Annotated in this window: 15 protein-coding genes and 4 pseudogenes; 7 read left to right on the forward strand and 12 right to left on the reverse strand. The window is 61.6% G+C overall.

The genetic code is table 11. The features are described 5' to 3' along the window. Nucleotides 1–2 precede the first annotated feature (2 nt). The 6 genes and pseudogenes from selB (at nt 3) to hypA (ending at nt 7,107) form a co-directional block, all read left to right on the forward strand. Nucleotides 3–1,897, forward strand: a pseudogene (gene selB, locus ACTG2B_RS11065) (selenocysteine-specific translation elongation factor). Next, nucleotides 1,894–4,332, forward strand: a complete 2,439-nt coding sequence (hypF, locus tag ACTG2B_RS11070; protein WP_439995770.1) for a carbamoyltransferase HypF — start codon at nt 1,894–1,896, stop codon at nt 4,330–4,332. The pseudogene selB and the gene hypF overlap by 4 nt, the downstream one beginning before the upstream one ends. Nucleotides 4,333–4,337: 5 nt before the next feature. Further along, on the forward strand, nt 4,338–4,589 hold the full coding sequence (locus tag ACTG2B_RS11075) for a HypC/HybG/HupF family hydrogenase formation chaperone (RefSeq protein ID WP_043819819.1): 252 nt from the start codon (nt 4,338–4,340) through the stop codon (nt 4,587–4,589). Further along, nucleotides 4,583–5,695: a hydrogenase formation protein HypD gene (gene hypD / locus ACTG2B_RS11080; protein WP_439995771.1), complete on the forward strand. Its 1,113-nt coding sequence runs from the start codon at nt 4,583–4,585 to the stop codon at nt 5,693–5,695. Before ACTG2B_RS11075 ends, hypD begins: the two co-directional genes overlap by 7 nt. Then, the gene (gene hypE / locus ACTG2B_RS11085; RefSeq protein ID WP_439995773.1) at nt 5,692–6,696 is read left to right on the forward strand and encodes a hydrogenase expression/formation protein HypE; all 1,005 of its coding nucleotides are present in this window, start codon (nt 5,692–5,694) and stop codon (nt 6,694–6,696) included. The genes hypD and hypE overlap by 4 nt, the downstream gene beginning before the upstream one ends. Before the next feature lie 69 nt (nt 6,697–6,765). Beyond that, a complete protein-coding gene (gene hypA / locus ACTG2B_RS11090) occupies nt 6,766–7,107 on the forward strand; it encodes a hydrogenase maturation nickel metallochaperone HypA (RefSeq protein WP_045526958.1) in 342 nt (113 codons plus the stop codon). Here hypA and ACTG2B_RS11095 read toward each other — a convergent pair. Continuing rightward, complete coding sequence (locus ACTG2B_RS11095; RefSeq protein WP_439995775.1) at nt 7,085–7,447, reverse strand: hypothetical protein; 363 nt, start codon at nt 7,445–7,447, stop codon at nt 7,085–7,087. The two genes, hypA and ACTG2B_RS11095, sit on opposite strands and share 23 nt — an antisense overlap. Between ACTG2B_RS11095 and hypB the strand changes: the two genes are divergently transcribed. Next, nucleotides 7,334–8,218, forward strand: coding sequence for a hydrogenase nickel incorporation protein HypB (gene hypB / locus ACTG2B_RS11100; RefSeq protein ID WP_439996928.1), 885 nt, complete (start codon nt 7,334–7,336; stop codon nt 8,216–8,218). The genes ACTG2B_RS11095 and hypB overlap by 114 nt on opposite strands. Nucleotides 8,219–8,576: 358 nt before the next feature. On the opposite strand, the gene ACTG2B_RS11105 is transcribed toward hypB, so the two are convergent. The 11 genes and pseudogenes from ACTG2B_RS11105 to hybO all read right to left on the reverse strand — a co-directional run bounded on the left by ACTG2B_RS11105 (nt 8,577) and on the right by hybO (nt 19,652). Continuing rightward, the gene (locus ACTG2B_RS11105; RefSeq protein ID WP_439995777.1) at nt 8,577–9,218 is read right to left on the reverse strand and encodes an ATP-binding cassette domain-containing protein; all 642 of its coding nucleotides are present in this window, start codon (nt 9,216–9,218) and stop codon (nt 8,577–8,579) included. Next, nucleotides 9,218–10,005, reverse strand: a pseudogene (locus tag ACTG2B_RS11110) (ATP-binding cassette domain-containing protein). Before ACTG2B_RS11110 ends, ACTG2B_RS11105 begins: the two are co-directional and overlap by 1 nt. Then, a complete protein-coding gene (locus ACTG2B_RS11115; RefSeq protein WP_139407721.1) occupies nt 9,999–10,814 on the reverse strand; it encodes an ABC transporter permease in 816 nt (271 codons plus the stop codon). Before ACTG2B_RS11115 ends, ACTG2B_RS11110 begins: the two are co-directional and overlap by 7 nt. Beyond that, nucleotides 10,804–11,814: an ABC transporter permease gene (locus ACTG2B_RS11120; RefSeq protein ID WP_439995778.1), complete on the reverse strand. Its 1,011-nt coding sequence runs from the start codon at nt 11,812–11,814 to the stop codon at nt 10,804–10,806. Before ACTG2B_RS11120 ends, ACTG2B_RS11115 begins: the two co-directional genes overlap by 11 nt. Continuing rightward, nucleotides 11,799–13,408: pseudogene (locus ACTG2B_RS11125) on the reverse strand (ABC transporter substrate-binding protein). The gene ACTG2B_RS11120 and the pseudogene ACTG2B_RS11125 overlap by 16 nt, the downstream one beginning before the upstream one ends. Before the next feature lie 131 nt (nt 13,409–13,539). Beyond that, the gene (hybE, locus tag ACTG2B_RS11130; protein WP_439995780.1) at nt 13,540–14,079 is read right to left on the reverse strand and encodes a hydrogenase-2 assembly chaperone; all 540 of its coding nucleotides are present in this window, start codon (nt 14,077–14,079) and stop codon (nt 13,540–13,542) included. After that, nucleotides 14,061–14,590 (reverse strand): annotated as a pseudogene (locus tag ACTG2B_RS11135) (HyaD/HybD family hydrogenase maturation endopeptidase). Before ACTG2B_RS11135 ends, hybE begins: the two are co-directional and overlap by 19 nt. Beyond that, the gene (hybC, locus tag ACTG2B_RS11140; protein WP_439995781.1) at nt 14,590–16,293 is read right to left on the reverse strand and encodes a hydrogenase 2 large subunit; all 1,704 of its coding nucleotides are present in this window, start codon (nt 16,291–16,293) and stop codon (nt 14,590–14,592) included. Before hybC ends, ACTG2B_RS11135 begins: the two are co-directional and overlap by 1 nt. Then, nucleotides 16,290–17,477 (reverse strand): Ni/Fe-hydrogenase cytochrome b subunit, encoded by a 1,188-nt coding sequence (gene hybB, locus ACTG2B_RS11145; protein ID WP_005351459.1) that lies wholly within the window; start codon nt 17,475–17,477, stop codon nt 16,290–16,292. Before hybB ends, hybC begins: the two co-directional genes overlap by 4 nt. Beyond that, on the reverse strand, nt 17,470–18,516 hold the full coding sequence (hybA, locus tag ACTG2B_RS11150; RefSeq protein ID WP_115522337.1) for a hydrogenase 2 operon protein HybA: 1,047 nt from the start codon (nt 18,514–18,516) through the stop codon (nt 17,470–17,472). The genes hybB and hybA overlap by 8 nt, the downstream gene beginning before the upstream one ends. A gap of 2 nt (nt 18,517–18,518) precedes the next feature. Then, entirely contained in the window at nt 18,519–19,652 is a 1,134-nt protein-coding gene (gene hybO, locus ACTG2B_RS11155) for a hydrogenase 2 small subunit (RefSeq protein ID WP_439995783.1), read from the reverse strand. Nucleotides 19,653–20,512: the final 860 nt, after the last annotated feature.

The following is a 20,512-nucleotide window of genomic DNA, read 5'->3' on the forward strand; positions in this document are numbered from 1 at the left end:
CCATGACCCCCTATCGCGCCGTTATCGGCCTTGCAGGCCACGTGGATCACGGCAAGACCCTGCTGATCAAGGCCCTCACCGGCATCACCACCGCCCGTGCCCACGAGCAGGCCATTGGCATGACCCAGGATCTCGGCTTTGCCCACTTCGACGACGGTCAGGGCAACACCATAGGCGTCATCGACGTGCCCGGCCACGAGCGCTATATCCGCAATATGGTGGCGGGGCTCTGGAGTCTGGATCTGGTGCTGCTGGTGATTGCCGCCGACGAGGGGTGGATGCCGATGACCGGCGATCACCTGCGCCTGCTCAAGGCGATGGGGGTGCCGCGCCTCTTGGTCTGCATCAACAAGTGCGATCTGGTCTCCCCCGACGAGCTTTTGCTGTTGGAAGAGAGCCTGCTGGAGCGGGTAATGGACGAAAGCGGCATGGTGCCCGATATCGTCAGCGTCAGCGCCAAAACCGGCGAGAATATGGCAGCCCTGCACGCCGCCATCGTGCGCCAGTTGGGGGATATGGCCGAGCATCATGTCCCCCGCGAGCAGGCCGCCCCGCGCCTCTATGTAGACAGGGTCTTTACCGCCAACGGTACCGGCACTGTGCTGACCGGCACCTTGCAGCAGGGCAGCCTCAAGGTGGGAGACAGCTGCGCCTCTACCCCGCCGATCGGGAGGTGCAGGTGCGCTCCCTGCAGGCCTATCACCAGAGCGTCGACGAGATCGGCGCCGTCTGCCGGGTGGCGGTGGGCCTTAAAAAAGTGCCTCACAAGGAGGTGGCACGCGGTCACTGCCTCACCAGCGCCACTGGCCAGTGCGAGACGGCAACCCACCTTATCGTGCGACTCAACGCCGAGAGCCTGAGTAGCAAGACACTGCGCCCCTCTCTGCACAACAAGGAGGTCGAGGTGGCCCTTGGCAGCTGGCATGGCCGGGCCCGTTTTGTTCCCATCAAGGATACCCGGCTGGCGCGGCTGATCTTTACCAGCCCCATCCCCTGTTTCTTTGGCCAGCCGCTCGCCATCATTCGCCACGGCAGCAGCGAACTGCTGCACGGCGCCCGCATCGTCTGGTGCGGCGACATCCACCCCGCCAGACGCAAGGCGCTGCACACCCTGCTCGGTGAGCTGCCTGATGAGCTCGAGCACTACAACCCGGCCACCCTGCAGCTTGGCCTCAATGGCTATGTGCTGGCCAGCCGCTTTGACCAGCGGCCAGAGCAGGTCACCCCCCTCGGTGAGTGGCTTCTGGATAACTGCTGGCTGGCCCAAAGCCGCGACCAGCTGCTCGCCACGCTGGCCAGCGAACCGCTGAGTGCCGCCGAGCTGGCAACCCGCTTTGGCATCGCCCTGCCGGTCACTCAGGCCCTGCTCCAGCAGCTCAAAAGCGAGCAGCTCATTCGTCTGCACCATGACAAGTGGCAACCGGGTAGCGGCGAGTCGGAAGATGATCTGGGGGAAGAGGCGCAGCTGGTGCTCAAGGTGGTGCGAGATCAAGGCAAGGAGGGTTACGAGCCCGGTAAACTGGGCCCCGGCGGCGTGGAGCTGGATCCCTTTATCACCCGCAAGCTGCCCGCAGCCCTGCAGCAGGGCTTGCAACAAAAAGGCGCGTTGCAAAAGCAGCTGCGCAATCTGGCGCGACTCAAGTATCTGGTGCAGCTCGATGGCCCCATCTACTACGACGCCGAGCTTTACAACCAGATGGTCGCCGCCGTGCTGGCGGGCCAGCAGGTGGGAGATCTGATCGACATGGCATCCCTCAAGGAGATCACCGGTTTGTCGCGCAAATACGCCATTCCGTTCTGCCTGCGCATGGAGATGGATGGCTGGGTACGACGCGAGGAGAACGAGCGCCGGGTGCTGCGTTTGCCGCAGACTCAAGATGAGATGGAGCCGGCATGAGCGCCACCATTGCCCCTTCTATCTCTCCGAGTCATGCGGCCAACCGGCTACGCCGCGAGTTTCATATCGACGGTATAGTGCAGGGGGTCGGCTTTCGCCCCTTCGTCTATGGACTGGCGCTGCGCCACAGCCTTGCCGGTTATGTGCTGAACGATGCCAACGGCGTCACCATTGGCGCCGAAGGATCGCCCGAGCAGCTCGCCAGCTTTGCCCGCGAACTGCGGGAACTGGCGCCGCCGCTTAGCCGCATCGATCATTTCAGCGAGCGGGAGCTGCCCCTTGCTCATGATCCCGACTTCGATGGCCAATTTCATGGCCAGTTTCGAATTAAAGCCAGCCAGCAGCAGAGTGCGGCCACGGTCGCCATCTCGCCGGATCAGGGGATGTGCGAGGCGTGTGCCACGGATGTGGCCAACCCCAACGATCGCCACCACCAGTACCCCTTTACCAACTGCACCCACTGCGGCCCGCGCTACACCATCATCCACCGCCTCCCCTACGACCGCCCCCACACAGCCATGGCAGGCTTTGCCATGTGCCCGCGCTGTGCGGCGGCCTATGAAAACCCGCTGGACAGACGCTACCACGCCCAGCCGGTGAGCTGCCCCGAGTGCGGGCCGCATCTGACCTGGCGCAGCGGCCTCGGCGATGCCCTGGCCGAGCGCGAGGATGCCCTGAAGGCCGCTGCCAGCGCCCTGCAGGCGGGGGCGCTGATTGCGGTCAAGGGGATGGGGGGTTATCACCTGATATGTGATGCCCGCAATGAACAGAGTGTTGCCAGATTACGAATGCTCAAACGGCGCGAACGCAAGCCGCTGGCGGTGATGATGGGCTCCCTGGCCGAGGCCAAATTGCATGTCACCGGCAGCGAGGCAGAGTGGAAGCTGCTCACCTCTCAGGCCAGACCCATCACCTTGCTGCGCAAGCGCATTAACGATGATCGGCTCTCAGAATCCCGACAGTCGGCCATACCGCTGGCCGAGGGGATCGCCCCCGGCATTCCCTACCTTGGCATCATGCTCCCCTATACCCCGCTCCATCAGCTGCTGCTGGATGCCTGCGCCATGCCGCTGGTGGCCACCAGCGCCAATGGTCGCGGCAGCCCGATCCTTATCGAGTGCGAGGCGGTGGTCAGGGAGCTCGGCCGCGAGATTGACGGCATCCTGGATCACAACCGCCCTATCCTGCATCCCTGCGACGACAGTCTGGTGCAGTGGGCAGGCGGGCGACGCCAGACGTTGCGCCTCGCCCGGGGCTATGCCCCCTGCACCCCCAGCCTGAAAGAGGCGGTCAAGGCGCCGCTCTTGGCTGTCGGGGCTCAACAGAAGAACCAGCTGGCGCTCGCCTTCAGCCGCCAGCGCATCTACAGCCCCTATATAGGCGATCTGCACAGCCTGCCGATGCAGGAGCACTTCGAGCAGACCCTGGCGACCTTTCGCGATCTCTACGATCTCAAACCCGAAGTTCTGGTCTCGGATCGCCACCCCGGCTACCTCAGCCATCAGTGGGCCAAGGGCTATTGCCGCGATCAGGGTGCGACCCACCTCGAGGTGCAGCACCATCACGCCCACCTGCTGGCAGTGATGGCCGAGCACAACATCACAGGCCCGGTGCTGGGTGTTGCCTTCGATGGCACCGGCCTTGGCGATGACGGCACCCTCTGGGGCGGCGAGCTGCTGATCGCAGACGTTCAGGGATTTGAGCTGGTTGCCCACCTTGCCCCCTTCAAGCTGATCGGCGGCGAGGCGGCCATCCGCGAGCCGGTACGTCAACTGCTGGGGCTGCTGTTTGAATCGCACAGCCCTGAGCAGATCGGTGCCCTCGATATTCCGTTGATCAAGCAACTGCCCGTTAAGCGGATCAGCAATCTGCACCAGCTCTGGCAGTTGGGTCGCAACGCCCCCTACACCAGTTCCATCGGGCGGCTGTTCGATGCGGTGGCGGCGCTCTTGGGGGTGATCGACACCCCGGATTACGAGGGCGAAGCGGGACTCTTGCTAGAGGCGGCTGCCTTGCAGCTGACCCCCGATGAACAGCCCTTCCCCCTCGCCTTTGATCTCAGCCAATCAGCAGAGGGGCCACTGCATATCGAGTGGGCCGAGCTCATCAATACCCTTGTCAGCGAGCGGCGCCAAGGCACCTCCACCGCCAGCCTGGCCGCCGGTTTTATCCGCGCCATCAGCAATCTGGTGGTTGCCCTGGCCGAACGCTTCCCCGGCTATCCGGTGGCGCTCGGGGGCGGCGTCTTTCAAAACCGGGTGCTGATGGACCAGCTGGTGCCCGCTCTCGAAGCCGCTGGCCGGCAGGTATTGACCAGCGAAACCCTGCCACTCAATGACGGTGGCATCGCCGCCGGTCAGCTCTGGTTTGCCATCCACCATCTTGCCACGCACCAGCCTGTCACCACCGGCTGTGCCACCTTGTCGGAGTCCTGAAATCCATGTGTCTATCCATCCCCTCTCAGGTGGTGCAGCTGCACCCCGAAGATAACTGCGTCACCGTCGATACCTTGGGGGTGCAGCGGCGCGTCAGCTGCATGCTGCTCGAAGAGCCTCTCAACATTGGCGACTATGTGCTGCTCCACATCGGCTTTGTGATGAGCAAGATTGACGAAGAGGAGGCGCAGGCCAGCCTCGAGAGCTTCCGCCAGATGGTGGCCCTGATGCCCAAACAGGATATCTTGCCATGCTGACCTTAAATGACCTGTTTCAGGGCTTTCGCCAGCCCGAGGTGATCCGTGCCCTCGCCGCCCAAATTACAGAACTGGCCAAGGATCTGCCCGAGCCGCTGCGGGTGATGGAGGTGTGTGGCGGCCATACCCACACCATCATGAAGTACGGCCTACACCAGCTGCTGCCAGCCAGCATCGAGTTTGTCCACGGCCCCGGCTGCCCGGTCTGCATCATGCCAAAAGAGCGCATCGATCAGGCCATCGAGCTGGCTAGCCAGCCCAGCGTCATTCTGGTCACCCTGGGGGACATGATCCGGGTGCCGGGCTCCAAAGGCACGCTGGCCCAGCAGCGCGCCAAGGGGAGCGATATCCGCCCGGTCTATGACCCCCTCGATGCCCTGCGTATCGCCAAAGAAAACCCGGAGAAAACCGTGGTCTTCTTCGCCATCGGTTTCGAGACCTCTACCCCGATGACCGCCGCCTTGCTGGCTGCAGCTGAAGAGCAAGGGGCCCTGAACCTGCTGTTTCATATCAACCATGTGCTGGTGCCCCCCGCCATTCATGCGGTGATGGCCGACGGCGTTGCCAAGGTGAACGCCTTTATCGGCCCCTCCCACGTCAGCGTCATCACCGGCGCCGATATCTACCTGCCCATCGTCGATCGTTATCAGGTGCCGGTGGTGGTGAGCGGCTTCGAGCCTGTGGACGTGATGGAGGCGCTCTTGATGATGGTGCGCCAGAAGGTGGAGGGTCGCTACGCGCTGGAGGTGCAATACAGCCGCGCCGTCACCGCCAGCGGCAATAAAGCCGCCCAGCAGCTGGTTGAGCGTTTTTTCGAGACCCGCGAGCACTTTCGCTGGCGAGGTCTGGGGGATATCAACGCCTCCGCCCTGCGCCTGCGCGATGCATTTGCCAAGCGCGATGCAGAGCGTCACTTCGCGCTCAATCAGACTCCCATCGATGACCACAAGGCGTGCCAGTGCGCCGATATCCTGCGCGGCCTGGCCAAACCGAACCAGTGCAAAGTCTTTGGCCGGGGCTGCACCCCGACCCAGCCCATGGGCAGCTGCATGGTCAGCTCCGAAGGGGCCTGCAATGCCTACTACCGATATATGGGGATCCAATGAGAGAAATTCAGTTAAGCCACGGCGGCGGCGGTGTCGAGATGAATCAGCTGATCAACCAGCTATTCTTTCGCCACTTTGGCAACGAGATCCTGCTGCGCGGTGAAGATGCCGCCCTGCTGCCGGTGAGCGGCCCCGTCGCCTTCACCACCGACAGCTTTACCGTCTCGCCGCTCTTCTTCGAGGGGGGTGATATCGGCAAGCTGGCCATCGCCGGCACGGTCAATGATCTCGCCATGATGGGGGCCAAGCCAGAGTATCTGAGCTGCAGCTTTATCATCGAGGAGGGCTTTCCCTACGCCGATCTGGCCCGCATCGTCGAGTCGATGGCGGCTGAGCTTGCCAAGAGCGGCGCCCGCATCGTCTGCGGCGACACCAAGGTGGTGCCCAAGGGGGCAGCCGACAAGATCTTTATCAACACCAGCGGGGTCGGCACCTTCCCGCTGCCTGAGCAGAGCCGGGGCATCTCGGTGCGCAACCTCAAAGCCGGTGACGCCATCCTGGTGTCGCGGGATATCGGCAGCCACGGCGCCTGCATCCTGATGGCCCGCGACGCCCTGCAACTGGGATCTGATCTCAAGAGCGACTGCACCACCCTCTGGCCGCAGGTAGAAGCGCTGCTAAAAGCGGGGATTACCCCTCACGCCCTGCGCGACGCCACCCGCGGTGGCCTTGCCGCCGTGCTCAACGAGTGGAGCAGCGCCTCCCAAGTGGCCATCGAGCTGGAGGAGTCCGCCATTCCGGTGTGCGATCCGGTGCGCGGCCTGTGCGAGCTCTACGGTTTCGAGCCCCATGATCTCGCCAACGAGGGAACCATGGTGCTGGCCCTGCCTGTCGAACAGGCGCAGGACGCGCTTGGCATCTTGCGGCAATTCAACTCCGCCGCCAGCCAGATCGGCGTGGTGCAGGCGAGCGATCGCCACAAGGTGATCCTGAGCAACCCTTGGGGCAGCCGCCGCTATCTGGAGCTGCCGCAGGGGGAGCTGCTGCCGCGGATCTGTTGAGCAGCCATGCCGTTCCGTCAATTACAGGGAGGAGTCACTGCTCCTCCCCATATCGGTTAAGGAGCCACCATGCACGAAATGTCTCTGGCCATGGCCGCCATCGATCTGGCGGCCGAGCAGGCCACCCAGCGGGGCTTTACCAGGGTGACCGCCCTCTGGCTCGAGGTCGGCAGCTTCTCCTGCGTCGACCCGGATACCATTGCCTTCTGTTTCGAGGCAGCCGCCAAGGGCACCGCCGTCGAAGGGGCCCAGCTTCACTTTCAACACCAGGCGGCAGAGGCCTGGTGTTACGACTGCAACCAGACGGTCACCCTCACCGAGCGCGGGCAGGCCTGTCCCGAGTGTGGTGGGTACAAATTACGAGTCGCGCAGGGTGATAGCCTGCGCATCACCGACATCGAGGTAAGTTGATATGTGTAGCGTATGCGGATGCGGCCAGGCGCGGATCGCCGGCCATGAGCACGATCACGAGCATGAACATCACCATAAACATGGTCATGAACACGACCACCATCATGGTCATGACGCCCATCACCATCATGATCACGAGCAGAGTGCGCCGCGAACCCTGATCATTCACCACCACTATCACCATCAGGGGGATGTCCATCACCACTACCACGGGGTGCGAGCTCCCATAAGCCACGAGGGTCATGATCACCCCCATGAGCACCACCATGATCACTCCCACGACCATCATCATGATCATGCCCAATCTCATGAGCACGGCCATTCCCACACGCATCCCCATGATCACTGCCATGACCATGACCATGACCATGACCATGACCATGACCATGACCATGACCATGACCATCAGCAGGGTGATCTGCACTATGGCAAAGGGGAAGCGGGATTGTCGGTGCCCGGTATGGGGCAGCGCCAGCTGATCGCCATCGAGATGGATGTGCTGGCCAAGAACAATGCCTTGGCGGCCCATAACCGCGAACACTTCGACGAGGCGGCCCAGCTGGTGTTGAATCTGGTATCGAGCCCGGGTTCAGGCAAAACCACCTTGCTGTGCGAAACCCTGCGCCAGCTGGCCAACAAGCGCCCCTGCGCGGTAATCGAAGGGGATCAGCAGACCAGCGCCGATGCGGATCGCATTCGTGCTACTGGCGTCCCTGCCGTGCAGATCAACACCGGCAAGGGCTGCCATCTGGACGCCAAAATGGTTCACGACGCCTGCCACCAGCTGCCCGCCAATGAAGGGGGCATCCTCTTTATCGAGAACGTCGGCAATCTGGTCTGCCCCGCCAGCTTCGATCTCGGCGAGAAGTACAAGGTGGCGATCCTCTCCGTCACCGAGGGGGAAGAGAAGCCCCTCAAGTACCCGGACATGTTCGCCGCCGCCCAGCTGATGGTGATCAACAAGATCGATCTGCTGCCCTACGTCAGCTTTGACGTGGCCCGCTGCATCGAGAACGCCAAACGGGTCAACCCCTATATCCAGGTGATCCAGGTCAGCGCCACCACGGGGGAAGGGATGGATGCCTGGCTGAACTGGCTGGCCAGTGCCTGAACCGGTTAAACACCGCTGATAACGGTAGAAAACAAGAGAGGGAGGCTAATGCCTCCCTCTCTTTATCTGCGCACTTTGCCAACGGTTCTCTCTGTACAGAATGGCCAGCGTTTTATACTCGCATCCCCTCACCCTGGCCCTCTCCCCAGGGAGAGGGAACCGGTTTGTGGATGCCGACAGCATGCTGCAACTATACGACTCCCTCAAACGCCTCAGGGGGCGCTTCGAGCAAAACAACCAGCCATATTCTTAAACCCCGAGATTTTCCAAACCCTAAACCCTGAGCGTGGTGAGATGGCACCTTCCGCTCCCTTCTCCCCTTCGGGAGAAGGGTTGGGGATGAGGGGGAAGCCAATCCTCAGGCGACGCTACGGGCCATCGCCTCCTGCTCCGCAGGCGGCTCACCAAAGCGCAGCACCCGATAGCAGATCTGGCGCAACAGCGCCTGCTGGTGACTGAAGATGACCATGCCAAGCCCGCGCAGCTCGCACTCAATCATCAACTCCTGCCAGAGCTGACGCTGAATCTGCGGATCCAGCTGGGCGGTCACTTCGTCGGCAATCAGCAGACGAGTGCGGGGATCGAGGGCGCGCAGCAGCGCGATGCGGGCCAGCTCGCCACCGGAGAGCTGACCGGGTTTACGACCGAGCCACACAGGCTTGACCATAAAGCGGGCCAGCATGGCGTCATCGGGGCGCCATACATCCCAGAGCGCCTGCCCGGTGGTGCGATAGGGATTGAAGGTGAGCTCCGGGTGCTGGGGCACCAGCTGGATGGGGTTATAGCCTTTTACCTGCTCAGGCACCGGCTGCCCATCCAGCAGGATCTGCCCGCCGGCCCCAACCGGTTGCCAACCCGCCAATACCCGCCCCAGGGTGGTCTTGCCATAACCGCTCGGAGCGGAGATGCCGAGCCGTTCGCCCGCTTTCACCGTCAGCGATAACCTCTGCCAGAGGGGGCGTTCCCCCTGAGCGATAGTGAGATTTCGTACTTCCAACATCAGGAAACCTCCGGCACAGAGAAGAGCGCGTTGAACTCCGGCAGCGCCTGCCAGTGGGCGCGGAGCATCTCGCTCCCCTGCCCCTGACGCAGATGGTGGCAGCTCAAGGTGTCGCTTACTTGTCCCTGATGGAGCGCCACGATGCGATCGGCGAAGCGGGCCGCCAGCGCCAGATCGTGGGTCACCCAAAGGATACCGCTGCCCTGATTGGCCAATTCACGCAACTGGCCGAGCAGCAGACAAGCCAGCCCCTCGTCGAGCCAGGCGGTGATCTCGTCCGCCAGAATATAGCGGGCGCCGCCAAGCGCCGCAGTGCAGGCCAGAATGCGCTTGGCCATGCCTCCGGAGAGCTGGCGCGGGTACCTGTCCAGGGTGGTCGCGGGCAGCTGGTAGCGCAGCAGCTGCTCGCCGAGCCGCTCGCGAGAACCGCTCTGGCCGCAGAGGCGTGCCGCACGTCCCAGCTGACGCTCCACCGTCAGCAATGGATTGAGGGCGCTTACCCCCTGTGGCACATAGCAGAGGGTGTGACCGCGCAGACGGGCCCTACTGGCATCGCACAGAGGCGTGCCATCAAGAGAGATGGCGCCGCGCATCCTCAGGTTGTCCGGCAGCAATGTCAGGGCGCTTTGCAACAGCAGGCTCTTGCCCTCGCCGCTCCCCCCACCAGCGCCACTATCTCTCCCGGCGCCAGTTGCAGGCTGATATCGGTCAGCAAAGGCTGCCAGCTGCGCCGCCCCAGCCAGGAGTAGTGGGCCGCCTCTATGGTCACCTGATCAAAACTCAGCATGGTTCACTCCTGTGCCACAACAGCTGTTGCAACGCGCGGGTAGCCTGATCAAAGAGCAACACCAGCAGCAGCAACATCAGTCCCGGGAAGAGGGCCAGCCACCAACCGCCACCGGCCAGATAACGCAGGGCATCGGCCAGCAGCAGGCCCAGCGAGGCCTCGTGGGCCGCCAGACCAAAGCCGAGAAAGCTCAAGGCCGCGCTGTGCAGCACCGCATGGGGAAACATCAGCAGGGTGCCGATAAACCACTGGGGCAACAGCCCCGGCAACAGGTGGGTACGCCAGCGGCGCAGCGCCCCCATCCCCTGACAGCGGGCCAGCACCACATAGTCGCTGCAGGCGATCCGCCGCGCCTCGGCGCAGAGAATGAGCGCCAGCTTGGGCCAGTGGGTGAGCGCCACCGCCAGGATCACCCCGCGCATACCGCCCCCCACGGTAAAGCAGATAAGGATCAAGAGCAGCATATGGGGCAACGCCAGCATGGCGTCGATCACCATTCGTACCGCCGCATCACATCTGGGGTGAATGAGCGACACGCTTGCCGCCACCATGGCCAGCAGGCCACTGCAGAGAGCCGTGCTGATGCCAAGCTCCAGACTGGTGAGGGTGCCTTGAAAGGCGCGCAACCAGAGATCCCGCCCCATCTGATCGGTACCGAACCAGTGGGTCAGCGAGGGAGGTTGCTGGCGCGCCAGCAGATCCATCGGCACATCCTGATGAGAGAGGCTCCAGCCGTAAGTGGCCAGCAGCGCCAGTCCGATCATTGCCACGGCCAAGCGCACCATAGAGGGAAACGGATTAAACAGCATGCTCGCTCTCCCAACCCCGATTGATGCGGGCCAACAGCACACTAGCCACAGTGTTGCCAATAAAGACCAGCAGGGTGCAGAAGAGCACTATGCCCATCAGCAGGGGGATATCGCCCCGCAGCCCCGCATCCACGGTGGCCTGGCCGAGCCCCGGATAGGAGAAGACCTTTTCGGCCAAGAGCGATCCGCCAATCAGCTCGCCAAGGGAGGCAAACTGCAGGCAGAGCGCCGGGGTCAGGGCGTGGCGCAGCACATGAAAACGCAGCATGGGCCAGCCGCCATCCCCCTGAGCGCGGGCGTAGCGAATAAAGTCGCTCTCCAGCACCTCGGCCACCCGCGCCCGGGTATGCAGGGCAATATTGCCCAGCCCGAGCAAGGCGAGCGTGGTCACCGGCAGCAGCAGATGACGCAACCGCATGACCCAATCCGCCTCATCGGCAGCGAGCCCCGGCGTCCAGGCGCAGCAGACCGGCAGTAGCGGCCAGTGCACCGCAAACAGGGCGAGCAGCAACAGGCCGACCCAGAAGGTGGGCAAGGAGGCGAGCAGATAGGCAAAACGGCAAATCAGGCGATCGGGCAAGCGGTTGAGATAGCGACCGGCGCAGAGGCCCAGCAAAATCCCGAAAAAGCCGGAGAGCAGCCAGGCGCCCGCCAGCAGCAGGAAGGAGGCAGCAAAGCGCTGGCCTATGACTTCACCCACAGGCGCGTTGTAGAGCATGGAGTAACCGAGATCCCCCTGCAGCACCTGGCTGAACCAGTGCCAGTAGCGCAGCCAGAGCGGTTGATCCAGCCCCCAGCGAGCGGCAATGCGGGCGTACTGCTCCGGCGGCACATGGAGCAGATCGTTGCCGATATAGGCCTTGATGGGGTCAATGGGGGAGTAACTCAGCAGCACAAAGGTGGCGACCGAGACCAGACAGAGCAGCCCTGCCAGACGCAGCAGGGCTTTTAGCAACAGATAACCTGAATGACTCAAAGGCGAACTTAACGGCACGTCCACCGCCAATCCTGCAGGTTGTTGAGCAGGGACCAGCTACCGTGAATTTCCGGCGCCCCCTTGCCAAGATCGATGCAGCGGTTGGCCAGATAGGTGTGCTGCACGTTGAGCAGCCAGGCCCAGGCGGCATCTCCCTGCACTCCGGCGCCCGTTTTGCCATCCCACTCCACCTGTTGCCAGAACGGCACGGCCGCCTGCCAGTTCGGAGCATCCAGCGCCTGCTTGAGGTGGCCATCCACCACGGGATTGCTGTAGTAGCCCGGGTTGTAGAACTCCACGCCACCGGAGCCGCTCTGGTAGTGGTGATAAAGCTCCATGGGATCCAGACTCCCCACCCCATCAGCACCGGATTGGCGTGCATCTCCCGCTCCACCTGCTCCCAGCTGCCGGACTTGAGGCTCACCTCGAGGCCGATGGGTTTGAGCATGGCCCGCACCGCTTCCGCCAGATCACGGCGGGTGCTGTCGCCACTGGTGTACCAGAGGGTAAAGGCTGCGCGCAGATTGCCCTTGTGGCGAATGCCGTCACTGCCCATCTTCCAGCCCGCTTCGTCGAGCAGGGCGTTGGCATGGGCCGCATCCCCATCCTTGAAGGCAGTTGCTTTGTTTAGCCATGGCAACCCTTCCACCGCGCTGTAGGCGGGGATGGCGTGCCCCTCCAGCAGCTGGTCGGCCAGCAACTTGCGGTCAATGGCGTAGTTGATGGCGCGGCGCACCGCCACGTCCGCAGTCACGTCGTTGCCGATGGGATAACCCTTGGCATCCTTGCCGCCAGCAGACGGAATGGGGAAGACGATGCCGCGGTTCTCGACACTCGGCCGCACCCACAGCTTGAGGGAAGCAGGCACGGTAGGCGCCAGCGACGGGGCGATACGCACCACATCGAGCTGGCTGCTCTGGGCGGCGGCATAGGCGCTCTCTTCATCGATAAAGACAAAGACCAGCCGTTTGAAGTCATTGTTGCCGCCGGCGTAATAGGGGTTCGCCTCCACCACCAGTTGCTGGCCGGGCAGGAAGCTGACCAGCCGGTAGGGGCCGGCGCCGACCGGCTTTTGGGCATATGCTTTTGCGTCGTAATCCTGCTTCGACACTATCCCCAAAGATCCCAGCACGTTGACAAAGGTGCTCTGGGGGGCACTCAGGGTGATGGCAACCTCGGTGGGTGAGAGCACCTTGGCCGAGACAAAGTTGCCCATGTCGATCTTGCCGCCACCCTTGGCTGCGCTGTTGTAGGTAAAGGCCACATCCTCGGCGGTAAGCGGTGCGCCGTTGGAGAATTTCAAATCCGGCTTGAGGGTAATAAGCCACCCCTTGCCATCCTTGTTCGGGGTCACCGCTTGGGTGAGCACATTCTGCCAGCTGAGATCGGCGTTCTGCTTGAGCAGCGGGCTATGCAGCAGCAGGTAGCTGCCGTGGCTCCAGCCAAGCAGAGGGTCAAACCCTTCGGTGGGTTCAGCTCCGATGGCGAGCTTGAGCTCGGCAGGCACAGGTTGGGCTGCGGCCAGCGCCGCGTGAGAGGCAGTGCCCAGCAGCAGAGTCAACAGGGCGACAGCACTGGTGCCACAGTAATGGCGAAGGGAATTGCGTGGAACAGTCATGGGGATCCTTCTTGTTTTGTACCACTCACGGATCATCACTCAAAAAAGAGGCGGAATGCGTGATTTAACATGGGAGTGAGGGGCCAAAATGGCCCCCTATTCTAAACTTGATTTCGCGTGAAACCTAGCGACTATGCCGGTTGACCGCGCCGGGCACCGAATAGCCGTCTGCGACCCAGATCCACACCGCCAGCCCCTTGCTGCACCGGCAAGGAGAGCAGCATCTTGAGGGTGCTGCTCACCAGTGAGCGCCCCTCCCCGGCACCGAGATGGGGATCGAGCGGCGACATCAGGGAGCAGGCCAGCAGCTGTCCCGTCTCGGGCAATTCACCCACCATAAAGGTCATGTTGCCGCAGGGGAGCTGCAGGGCGAGTCGATCGCTGCTGCTGCGAATCGGCCAAAGCTGATCCGGCCCCGGCAGCACCACCACGCTCAGCATCCAGGGGGTGAGCACACAGCCGAGCCACTGACCTTCAAACAACGTGCACTCCGCCACAATGGGCATGGTGGCGTGATAAAAGGGTAGCGCCTGCATCTCTTCACGAGCGATCCGCTCGTACTGGGCTACCAGCAAGGGCGCGGGATCGCTTGCAAAACCAGCAAACTCCTGCGCTGTCTCCGGTACTATCTCCAGCACTCTCTCAGCCTCGCTTAAATGGGACTGCGCCATAGGCCCTCCCGTGCTTGTTCAGCTTTCTCCTGCTCAGAGAGCGCAATGGCGGGCGCACCGACACTGGCCAGCAGGGTCAAAATCCGATCCGTCGCCTCCCCCATGGCGGCCGCCACCGCAGGGGTGAGGCCGATGCGGGGCTCGAGGGATTCGGGCTCGACCCCGATCAGGGTGAGCCGCTTGGGCGACTCCCCCGTCATGTACAGCGCCGAGAGCACATCCGCCAGCCCCAGCTGATGGGGGAGATCTTGCGACCAAACAGGGTCGGGATCTCCTCATCCTTCAGGGTCACCACTGTGCCCGGCGGATTACCGCTGCGCACCGCATCCACCAGAATGATGTGATCGCGACTGGCCATCGCTTCGAGCAGCTCCATGCCGGCGGTACCGCCATCGAGCAGCTCGATGCCGGGGGCGAAACAGTAGTTGTGCCCCAACCCCTCAACGATGCGCACGCCGACGGCCTCATCACTCAAGAGCAGGTTGCCCACGCCCAGGATCAGGGTGTTCATCACAGCACCTTCACTTGGGTCGTTTCGCCATTTTGGGTATCCACCACATGCACCGCGCAGGACATGCAGGGGTCGAACGAGTGGACGGTACGCACTACTTCCAGCGGCTTGGCCGGATCGGCTACCGGGGTGCCTACCAGAGATTGCTCGTAGGGGCCGGGTTCATCGTTGAAGTTGCGCGGGCCCGAGTTCCAGGTCGATGGTACCACCGCCTGATAGTTTTCGATCTTGCCGCCCTTGATGACGATCCAGTGGGAGAGCATGCCACGCGGTGCCTCTTCAAAGCCCACCCCGCGAAACTCTTTATCCGCCGGGATCTCGGCCTTGATATAGGCGGTGGTGTCCCCCTTGCCGATGTTGTCGACCAGCGCCTTCCATTGATGGGACAGGGTATCTTTGAGCACGCAGCAGCGCACCGCGCGACCGATGATGCGACCCATGGTGGAGTGCAGCTGTTCGGTCTTGATGGCAGAGCCGGTGAGCGCCTTGTAGATGCCGTTCAGCTGATCGAAGTGCGCTACCGTCTCCGGGTGTTTGGCGGCGAGCTTGACCAAGAGGTCTGCGAGCGGCCCCACCTCCACCACCTTGCCGTAGAAGGTGGGGGATTTGACCCAGGAGTATTTGCCATCATCCTGCCAGCCGGTGTAGTTGGGCTCGGTCTTGCCCTCCCACGGCTTGAGGGGGGCGTCATCCTTGTACCAGGCGTGCTTGTTGCTCTCGGCGATGCCGTCCATCAGCCAGCCATCCTGATGGCTCTCGATGGGGCGATAACCCGTCAGATTGCCATTCTCGATATAGCCGCCCGGCATCAGGAAGCTGCCGCCGTTGGCATCGGTGGGCAGTTCCGGCACGCTCAGGTAGTGTTTGGCCCCCTGCCCCAGACTCAGCCACTCGGGATAGTGGGCAGCGATGATGGCGGCATCTACCTTGTAGACCTGCTCGATAAACTCGCCGAGCCGGTCGATAAAGCTCTTCACATAGAGCAGCCGCTCGAGGTTGAGCACGCTTGGTGCATCCAGATTGATGGGGTTGGCCACGCCGCCCACCGCCAGATTCTGGATGTGCGGGCTCTTGCCACCGAGGATGGCGACAATGCGGTTGGCATCGCGCTGGCACTCCAGCGCCTGCAGGTAGTGGGCCACGGCGATGAGGTTTACCTCCGGGCTCAGCTTCATCTCCTTGTGACCCCAGTAACCGTTGGCAAAGATGCCGAGCTGGCCGCTCGCCACCAGCGCGCGGATCTTGTCCTGCACCTTGGTCAGTTCATCGGCACTGTTGAGGGACCAGGTCGATACCCCCTTGAGCATGTCCGCCGCTTTTTGCGGATTGGCCTCAAGGGCCGCGGTGATATCCACCCAGTCCAGCGCGGAGAGCTGGTAGAAGTGGACGATGTGATCGTGGATGTTGTGGGCCGCGATGATGAGGTTGCGGATGTACTGGGCGTTGACCGGCACCTTGGCACCGATGGCGTTCTCCACCGCCCGCACCGAGGCGATGGCGTGAATGGAGGTACATACCCCGCAGATGCGCTGCACTATCATCCAGGCATCGCGCGGGTCGTTGCCCTTGACGATCTCCTCCATCCCGCGCCACATGGTGCCGGACGACCAGGCTTTGGTCACTTTTCCGCCTTCGATTTCGCAGTCGATACGCAGGTGCCCCTCAATGCGGGTGATGGGGTCTATGGTGATACGTTGGCTCATACGTTGGCTTTCCCTCGGGCCTGATAATCTTGGTGAACACGTTCAAGTGATGGCAGTACCGGCAGCAGCCGGATCAACAGCAAATAGGCACACACCTCGATGGCAACAAAGCCCAGGGAGATCAGCACCTCCTCCGCAGAGGGGAAGTAGTGGTAGCCATTGCCGGGGTTGAAGGCGAGCAGGGAGTAATCCAGCCGCCAGAGGGCGGCGCCCAGCAGCATGCTGAGGGCCCCCAGGAACAACATGCGCGAATCCCGGCGGCTCTTGTCCCAGTGGAACACCAGCAGCGGGAAGATCATCAGCGCAATCTCGCTCCAGAACATGATGGAGAAGCGATTGAACTCGGAGAGATACTCCGACTTGTCGTGAATGACGATCTCGGCAAAGCGCAGCGCCACAAACAGGATCAGGAAGATGTCGATCACCTGGGTCAGCTTGTAGAAGAGCGACTTCTCGTTGGGGCCCCGCCCCGCCAGTCCCGCCTGCACCAAAGAGCCCTCAAATACCACGATGGAAAAACCCATGATAAATGCGGTCAGCAGCGAAAAGACAGGCAGCAGCTCGTAGCTTTGCCAGAGCGGATGGATCTTCTCCCCCGCCACTATCATCAAGGATCCCATGGAGGATTGGTGCATGGTGGGCAGCAGAGCCCCCAGCGCCAGCACGAAGAACATGATCTTGTTGAGGCGAATGAGGGACGCCTTCCAGCCGAACTTCTCCAGCAGCACGGGCGCAAACTCCAGCGCCATCACCCCGATATAGATGGTCATGCAGACCGCCGTCTCGAACAGCACCGAGGAGGTGTTGAAGTGACCGGGCAGGTAGAAGTACGGCAGGTTCCAGTAACGGCCCACGTCAATGGTGATGGAGAGGCCGCCCAGCGAATAGCCAAACAGGCTCGCCAACAGCGCCGGTCGCACCAGCGGGTGGTACTCGCCCCGGTTGAACACATAAACCGCCCAGGCCAGCGCCCAGCCGCCACAGGCGAAACCGGTACCGATCAAGAGATCGAACGAGATCCAGAGCCCCCAGGGGTAGCCGCCATTCAGATCGGTGACCGAGCCCAGCCCGAAGACGAGGCGTTTTAAAATCAACATGCCGCACAACACGGCAAAGGGGGCCAGCACCAGCACAGGCCAGCTGACCAGCTTGCCGCCGAGGGGATGTGCCTTGTGATTACTCATGATCCTTGCCTCCCTTTGTGGTGCCCTGATCCTTGATCTGCGCACTCCCCTGATCATGGCCATCATCGTGATGGTGATCGTGACCATTCTTGGTGTTGCGGCGAATGAGCACCGAAAGGCCAGTCAGCACCACCATGGGCAGCACCATCCCCTTGTAGAGGGTGTGCTGGATATGCTCGGAGCGGGCACCGGAGGAGAGCTCCGGCAAGTCGGGCATGTCGAGCTTGGTGTAGGGCACCCCGGCCAGCACCAGCACCTGGGTGCCGCCCCCCTCCTTCTCGCCATAGACATAAGGCTGGTAGTTGGGCACCTCGTGCAGGTAGGGGTCGTTGGCAGAGAGGGTCTGGCGCGGATAGGCATATTCGCTGCCCGGGGTCGCCAGCAGACGACGCTTGGCTTCAGCCATCAGCTCCTCGCGAGTACCGAAGATGACGGCGCCGGTGGGGCACACCTCGACACAGCCGGGCAACTTGCCCTGATCGATCCGCTCAAGCCCCTTCTGGTTGCAGAGCTCGCACTTGTGGATCGCCCCCAACGGGTTGTCGTAGTCATATTTGGGTACATCGAACGGGCAGCCCACCATGCAGTAGCGACAGCCGGTGCAGACGCTCGGGTCGTAGTGAACGATGCCGGTCTTGGGATCTTTTTTAAGAGCCTGCACCGGACAGACAGAGACGCAGTTGGGATCGACACAGTGCATGCACTGCTTCTTGATGTAGGCGTAGCCATCCACCAGCTGATCCTTGTGCTCGCCAGTGCCGCTCTTCCACACCTGAATGATGTTGTTGGTGTAGGGGGTCAGCTTGTCGTTGTTGGACCAGGTTTGCGCCCCGGCTGGATTGGCCGGGTTGCCGTTGAGGCGCTGACACTCCGCCACACAGGCCTGACAGCCGACGCAGAGGGTGGAGTCATACAACATGCCGAGCGCGCCGGGAATGGGCGGCTTGTTCTTGGCCGCTGCCAGTGCGGTGCCGGGTACGGCGGTGCCCGCCGCCAGCGCACCGACGGAGGCGAATTTGAGGAAGTTGCGTCTGTTCACGGTTACTCCTCCCGTGATGGGTGCTGCCCGGCTTCGTGGCGCTTCTGCTGGCGACCGAGTTCACGCACCGTCATCAGACTCACCCCCACCAGCACCCCGAGGGCGCCACCGATCAGGCCGGTCGCGGTGGGCGAGGTATAGCCCCCCTCCTGGATCTTCACATCGGGTTTATCCACCCTCGGAGTCGGGTTCTCGACCTTGGCAAGCTGGAAGATCCCCTTGCTAAAACCGACCCCCTGCTCGTTACAGCCATAACAGGGGTGACCGATGCCGACCGGCCAGATGCCGCCGCCCACATCGCAGAACTCCAGAGTTGAACAGTTGCCATAGGTCTCCGGCCCTTTGCAGCCAAGATGGTAGAGACACCAGCCCTGACGGTGACCCTCATCACCAAACTCCTTGGCAAAACGCCCTGCATCGAAGTGCGGACGACGCTCGCAGTTCTCGTGGATCAGCCGCTCATAGGCAAACAGCGGACGCTTCTTGCTATCCAGTGCCGGCAGCTTGCCGTAGGTGATGTAGTAGGCAACCGTGGTGAGGAAGTTGTGGGGATTTGGCGGGCAGCCCGGGATATTGATGATGGGGGTGCCGATATTGCCGAGCGCCTCTTCCAAGCTGACAGCGCCGGTCGGGTTACCGCCACTGGCGGGGACGCCGCCCCAGGCGGCACAGGAGCCGATGGCAATGACGGCAGCCGCATCGGCAGCCGCGCGGCGAATATGGTCGATGATGGGCTCACCGGCCACCATGCAGTAGATGCCGCCATCTTTGAGCGGAATGGAGCCATCCACCACCAGCACATACTTGCCCTTGTAGCGGGTCATGGCGTTGTGCTTGTTCTCTTCAGCCTGATGGCCAAATGCTGCCGAGAGCACCTCATGGTATTCGAGGGAGATAGTATTGAGGATCAGGTTCTCGATGGTGGGGTGCGTGGCCCGCAGCAGCGACTCGGTACAGCCGGTGCACTCCTGTGCCCCAATCCAGATCACCGGCGGCCGTTCGGGGCTGGTGAGCGCAGTGGCCATCTTGGCGACGGCATGCTGACTTAATCCCAGGGTTGCGGCCATCCCGGCACACAATTTCATAAAATCACGGCGATTAATCCCATGAGCCGATAAAAAATTATCCTCGACCATTCTACTTATTCCCGTAGTGAGCACTTGTTTGATAAATGCTTAATAGCGGAAATGCTAAGGACTCACCCACCCTGCAGTATTGATCTCTATCAATTTCGACCGGCTTACCCCTATTTTCATAGCGAGCCACATCACAAATGAAATTAATTACCCCCAAAGAGATATTTAGCATCCCCGTAAATTTTATGAACTTAATTGGATATTAAATAATTAATCGCCGCATATCCTCTCTTTCACTGTGAGCCAAATTAACATGATTGAAATCTTGGCTATACCGCTCATTTCACAATACTGATGCCCACCAATAAATGATCCATTGAATATATCTTTACTCATCTCATTGCATATTCCATACAGTCATCCACGGAACAACCTCCTGACTTGCCTCCCCATACCAGAACGGTCTCACGGCCCGCTACCACCGGTAGCAAGCACGGCCTGCATGGCACGATTTACCTGCATGTCGTTTGGTTTCAGTTTGCACTGGACGGCGATGATTGCTTCTGCTAACCCACACAGTACAACCCCGCTTGGCCTCCCTGCCGTTTAACACAGCTTAGTGAAAAGATGCCGCCGAGGTATGCATATCAGTATGACCTACCCCACTCTTTGTTGTCTTGGATGCGGGTGAGTAAAATATCGCGATCACGGATATGTTTACGCATCATCGTGAATCTGCATTCAAATTAATGGTAAGAGAAAAGGCAAGGTGGAAGGCTGTCTGCAACATAGATATCATATTTAACTCGCGATGCATTCGCTCATCCGGTTACAGATGTTACCGCACGCATTCACACTATTTACCTTCACGTCACCCTGCGTAATTAACCAGAGCGTAAATATCCATCCCCATCGATACA

Source organism: Aeromonas sp. 30P (assembly GCF_051919805.1).
Taxonomy (GTDB): Bacteria; Pseudomonadota; Gammaproteobacteria; order Enterobacterales; family Aeromonadaceae; genus Aeromonas; species Aeromonas veronii.